Here is a 5,901-nt window from a genome sequence, read left to right on the forward strand (position 1 = left end):
GTGCTATGTAATTCGAACTACCGTTTAATTTTGTTTTTTATTAGCTAAAGTTTTATGGATATTATACTTTACATATAAACATTAATTTTATTTTGAAGTACCAATTTGAAAACTGGAGATATGAAAATTTGTCACACTTGATTATCCTCGGTAAATAAAAACGATACTTATCAGTATGCTGTAAAATTTCATTTAATAATACTAGGTCTGATTTTTTATTTAATACAATTTATTTTTTTACTTATTTAATGGTGCGTTTATGCACGTTGGAGGGGGTAAACCCATTATTTGAAAATAATAAGGCAATACTTGAGAGCACGAAATCCTAAATTATTACGATTCATGCCCAGTTATAATTTGTCTTAATAATATCGAAAAGCTCAAACAAACTATTTAATGGTTAGTGGTCAGTTTAAACATTTTTAAAGATACGAAAGGGAAAGATTTTAGTGAAAAGCATCATAGTAAGGTGTTTTATTTTACTAAATTGTTATTCGGTAGATTAATGTTAGTTGATGTTTGAAAAGGTAGAAGCATGATAAAAATACTTGTTGTTGATGACGAGCAACCAATTTTAGAGGAAATCATTGAGACATTAACAGAAGATGGGTATCAAGCATTACCTGCTATATCTGTTGACGAAGCTTTAGATATACTCAGTGAAAATACTGATACTAGTGTCATTATAACCGATTTAAAAATGCCGGGTAAGACAGGTATCGATTTAATCCATGAAGTTAATAAACGTTATAAAAAAATATATCCTTTTATCATAACCACAGGCCATGGTAGTCCATCGATTGACGGTTGTGATTTGCTAGCAGAAAACTACATTTTTTTACGTAAGCCCGTTGATATTGATCTATTACTTGACACTATAATATATTCCCTAAAACTAGATTTTAAGAATGGATAACACATTAAATCATAAAATTTTGATTATTGATGACGAGGTCGCAATTATTGAAGAATTATCAGAGTATATTGCAAGCATAGGTTTTGAAGTTTTCTCGACGGTATCAGCGGTAGATGTTTGTGACATACTCATAAACGATCCTGCAATAAACATCATCATCACTGACCTAAAAATGCCCCGACTGAATGGTTTTAGTTTAATTGAACAAATCAAAAGTATTGTTCCAGCTTCACACGACTTAAGCTTTATTATTGTATCAGGCAATTATGATGTTGAAGATGCGTTAAAGGCGGTTAGACTTGGTGTTTCTGATTTTTTAACAAAACCATTATCTACTGATCTACTACATCATGCGTTAAAACGTATTTCTGAAACATTATATTTACGTAAACAAGAGAAAAAATTTATAATAGAACTTGAAGCTTCAACCAATGCGGCGAAGGTAGCTAATAAAGAAATTATTTTACAAAATAAAGAGAAAGAAAAGCGAGCGGTTGAGTTGGCTCTTGTCAATAAAAAACTGGCTTCTCAAAATGAAGAAAAAGAAAAGCAAGCATATGAGTTAGCCCTCGCAAATAAAGAACTTGCCAATCAAAAAGAACTTGAAGTTTATCGTTCTGAGATGGAACGTGTAGCCAAAGATTTAACGATGCTTATTGACACCGCTAACGCACCTATTTTTGGTATTGATGCCCACGGAAAGGTAAATGAATGGAATCAGAAATCTGCTGAAATTACGGGGTTTCATGCCAGTGAAGTTCTGGGAAAAGACCTAGTTAAAGAATTTATTACTACAAATTATCATCATTCAGTAAGCGAAGTGCTTCAGAACGCATTACGTGGCGACGAAACCTCTAATTTTGAATTTCCCCTTTATACTAAAAATAACAAGTTGGTTATGGTATTGCTCAATGCAACGACACGCCGTGATGCGCTTGGGAATGTAGTGGGTGTCGTAGGAGTAGGGCAAGATATTACCGAACTTGATAGTTACCGTTCTGAAATGGAAGTAAAAGTAAACAAACGAACGCATGAATTGAATACTATGTTAGAACTAAGCCCAGATGGCCTAGTGCTAGTGAGTGACGATAATTGTATTCGTTATATTAATCCCGCTTTTTTAGATATGACAGGGTTTAAACCTGATAAATTACTTGGTAAACCTATTGAAATATTTGTTGAATCAATGGCTAGTTTATTTGACCCAGGTAAAATGGAAGATGTAAGGTGTATTGGTGGTGAAGATGGTGAGCAAATAGTCTACCTCTTGCGTCCTGTTGTACGCATCCTTCATTGTAATATCAGAACCATGAATGGATTGACGGGAGCAAAAGAAGGCCAAGTTTTGTATTTTAGAGACGTGACCCATGAAACAGAAGTTGATAGGATGAAAAGCGATTTTTTATCCACTGCGGCTCATGAGTTACGCACACCGCTTGCCAGTATTTATGGCTTTTCTGAATTATTAATGTCTCGAGATTACGACAAAAAAACATCTTATGATATTTATGAAACCATTCATCGTCAGTCATTAAATCTCAAGCATTTGCTGGATGAGCTTCTTGATTTGTCTCGTATAGAAGCTCGAGCAGGAAAAGACTTTTACATGGAATACAATACACTTCAAGAGATAGTGGAAGAGTCATGTATTGAGGTTGAAGGTGCATTTAGTGGACGAAAAGTAAACTTACAAATACAGAAAAATTGGCCTTTATTATCTTTTGATATTGAAAAAATGCGTCAGGTATTTAGAAACTTATTAAGTAATGGCTTTAAATATTCAGCTGAAAATGAAGATGTTATTTTGCAAACAAGTGTGAGAGAAAAGCACGGAAATAAGCAGTTTGGTGTCAGCATTATTGACAGTGGTATAGGTATGACGCCTGAGCAGCTTGAACATGTTGGAGAGAGATTTTACCGGGCAGATCAATCGGGTTCCGTACCGGGAAGCGGATTGGGCGTATCGCTGGTTAAAGAGATAACTTCAATTCATGGGGGAGATGTCGAGTTTGTGAGTGTTATAGGTCAGGGAACCGCTGCCACTGTTTGGTTACCCATTATTGAATCTAATCTAAAAAGTTGAGATTGATATGTGGCGCGCAACCTTAATAATCAGTTAAATTATTTTTAAAGTTATGGATTTGTACTTCAGTATTATTTTAATATTGAGCGGCTTGAAAATATGTGATCCCTTGTTAAGTCATAATAACCTTAATTGAAAAAAGAGAATGACAACACAAAGGAAATATTCAAAATAATTCAAGTTAGATGCCACCCCCTTTATGGTAAGAAGTAGATGGATCAAAACAGAGACAAAAATTCATTCAGGTCTTAGTCATGAGATACTCGTGTGTTAGCTTTAATAGATTGAAGTTGCTTATTGCCACGCAACTTGGTGTAATAATACTTAAACCTAGTTAGTCAAAATCCATCATTAGAATGGGCAACTCAAGCATCTTTAAATTGAATGCAGTTCTAAAAAAACCTTTATTATTCGTCAAAGGGGCGAAGCTAAATATTTGTTTATTGCCAGATATAAAAATATTTAGCTTGTGAGTTTTATACGATAAGCGTCTCGTTTATAAAGCTGCTAGTTGTTAAATAAACAGGGCCTAACGATCTTTATAATAATATTTAAACTTTGCTGGGTTTTAATGAACAGGCGCCTAAGTTAGCTTGATTATTTGCACATCAGATAGAAGATATCTCATCGGAACACACACACAATGCAATAAACAAGGATCTTAGGTAATAATCATATTTTTTGAGTGATTAGTTAGCCTGACTGAGCGGCAGGTCAATGAGTGGAAAAAAGGAGGGCCAGCAGGACGAAAAAAAGAATAAATTGATTACAAAAATTTTAACTGACTTTGAACCCTTTTATTCAAGATTAGATGTTTGTATGATTAATAAAAGAGGATCGTCTAGGTAAGCAATGACACAGCATGAGTACATATTTGTTACAGTATCAATTGTAATTGGGTTAGCCATAACTCGTCTTTTACACGTCGTGGGTGATTTAATTCGTTATCATAGTCAAGTAAGGTTCCACTGGTCAACAGCAATTTGGGGCTTAAGTGTTATGACATTTATTCTGCAGTTATGGTGGATTGGTTGGGGATTGCGAGATTTTACCGATTGGATATTTTTACACTTCTTGATTTTGATATCCGCATCAATTTGTATATATGGCGCTGCTGAAATGGCATTGCCTGATCCAGATGATGAGCATTTTGATATGTTATTACATAGTCAAAGTTTGGGCCGATTTTCAGCTATGTCCATGTTGGTTTATTTTTTAATTGGCCCATATGTCAATATTTTTATGTTTGACAACTCTATGGTGTGGTCGATTGTAATTCCAGCAATAGGCGTCTTGCTCATGCTTTTAGTGATCACAATTCCGCGCTGGTTCAAAAGTCTTTCTGTCGTGTTTAGCATCTACTCTGTGATGGTTATGTACTTAACAGCTTAATTGAATATAAATATAAATATGATTAGTTTAAGTGTTCTGCATTTATTTTCATTCCATATCAAGTAGACAAAAATACATATTTGCCTACTTGATATGGAATGAAAATGTAGTAATAATTTAATTAGCGAACGCAAGCAATAGTGAACTTAGAGCAATGTATATTTTAAATTTTGAAGCCTTTCTTGTGGCTATTACTTTATTAACGATTACTCCTGGTATTGACACGGTGCTTGTGATCAAGAACACCAGTCGTTCGGGTGGAAAAGATGGCATGGTAACCAGCCTTGGTATCTGTCTTGGGCTGTTTGTGCATGCAACGTTTTCGGCCGTGGGTATTTCGGCAATTTTGCTACAATCAGAAGAGCTTTTTTTTGCAATGAAACTGACAGGTGCTGCCTACCTAATTTGGCTAGGTATTGGAGGCTTAAAAGCAGCCTTTAAAAGTCACTCAGGATTAACAATTGATGGCTCTGTGGCCAGGATGTCTAGTGTTAGTCAGTCGCTTAAAGAGGGTTTTTTGTCAAACATGTTAAATCCAAAGACAGCGATTTTTTATCTTGCGTTTTTGCCACAATTTATAGACCCTCAAAACTCTCCTTTACTGCAGGCTTTGACCATGGCTGGAATACATTTCGTGATTGCGATGATTTGGCAATGCGGGCTTGCTGGAGCTGTTAGCTCCGCTAAACGTTTTTTTGCAAACCCTATGGCTTTGAAATGGATGGAGGGCATAACAGGCAGTGTACTGATAATTCTGGGTTCAAAACTGCTCCTTGACGAGCAAAGTTAAGACTACAGCTAAGAATAAATAGTTGATTTCGAATATAGAACTCGCAACTCACTGAGGCAGTCAATATAGTTGTTTTCATATGGAACTAGGATTTCAACTGTTTCAACAACTTTACCCCGCAGTTCAGAAACTGCACTAACTTAAATTGTTTTTGTACTATTGGCTGGATTTACTTTTCAGGCATCCTGCTGCTTTTCATCTTCGGTTGTTTCACTTTTAGCTACTTCAGCAGTTATTTACTGGCCAGAAGGATCAGTGTAATCGCTATTCAGTTTTTGAACGAAGTGGTCGGCGTTACCAAGCGCTTTGCGTAGTGCTTTTTTGGAATGCTTTGCGTCGTTCTGAACCAAGGTTACAAATACTAGCGGGATAGGTCTTGCTAATTTTTGTTGACGCACGCTTTTTGATTTGCGTATATATCCAAATAATTACTAAAACAATCGGTGCAGCCACAATTGACTTATCAATAGACCCATTATAAATATGGTGAAGTTACGCAATTTATTTGATTAAATTATGGTGGGTCTGTTGTTTATTTTTGTTTGATTAGATGGTGCTATCAGCCATATTTGGGCAATAGCTCGTCTCCATCGTCTGCGACATTGGCGTCATCCGTCAGTAAGCTAGAATAAACTTCGTTTTTTCGCCAGTAAGTATTGATGGCTACCTAGCTCCACAATTTTACCTTGGTTAAGCACTAAAATTTGATCGGAGTGACGA

Annotated in this window: 4 protein-coding genes; all 4 read left to right on the top strand. The window is 35.6% G+C overall.

From position 1 onward, the window contains the following. The first annotated feature begins 535 nt into the window (after positions 1–535). The 4 genes from QZ562_RS18720 to QZ562_RS18735 all read left to right on the top strand — a co-directional run bounded on the left by QZ562_RS18720 (position 536) and on the right by QZ562_RS18735 (position 5,181). Complete coding sequence (locus tag QZ562_RS18720) at positions 536–916, top strand: response regulator (protein WP_293763591.1); 381 nt, start codon at positions 536–538, stop codon at positions 914–916. Next, positions 909–2,999 carry a PAS domain-containing protein gene (locus tag QZ562_RS18725; protein ID WP_293763594.1) on the top strand — a complete coding sequence of 697 codons (2,091 nt, stop codon included), beginning with the start codon at positions 909–911 and terminating at the stop codon, positions 2,997–2,999. Before QZ562_RS18720 ends, QZ562_RS18725 begins: the two co-directional genes overlap by 8 nt. 852 nt (positions 3,000–3,851) lie before the next feature. Continuing rightward, the gene (locus tag QZ562_RS18730; protein WP_293763597.1) at positions 3,852–4,391 is read left to right on the top strand and encodes a hypothetical protein; all 540 of its coding nucleotides are present in this window, start codon (positions 3,852–3,854) and stop codon (positions 4,389–4,391) included. Positions 4,392–4,545: 154 nt separating this feature from the next. Next, positions 4,546–5,181, top strand: coding sequence for a LysE family translocator (locus QZ562_RS18735; RefSeq protein ID WP_293763600.1), 636 nt, complete (start codon positions 4,546–4,548; stop codon positions 5,179–5,181). The last annotated feature ends 720 nt before the right edge of the window (positions 5,182–5,901 follow it).

Origin of the sequence: uncultured Paraglaciecola sp., assembly GCF_913058035.1 — a bacterium.
Classification (GTDB): Bacteria; Pseudomonadota; Gammaproteobacteria; order Enterobacterales; family Alteromonadaceae; genus Paraglaciecola.

Excerpts from the sequence above, each read along its gene's own strand:
- QZ562_RS18720 (WP_293763591.1), top strand. The coding sequence starts at position 536 with ATGATAAAAATACTTGTTGTTGATGACGAGCAACCAATTTTAGAGGAA.
- QZ562_RS18735 (WP_293763600.1), top strand. The coding sequence starts at position 4,546 with ATGTATATTTTAAATTTTGAAGCCTTTCTTGTGGCTATTACTTTATTA.
- QZ562_RS18725 (WP_293763594.1), top strand. The coding sequence starts at position 909 with ATGGATAACACATTAAATCATAAAATTTTGATTATTGATGACGAGGTC.
- QZ562_RS18730 (WP_293763597.1), top strand. The coding sequence starts at position 3,852 with ATGACACAGCATGAGTACATATTTGTTACAGTATCAATTGTAATTGGG.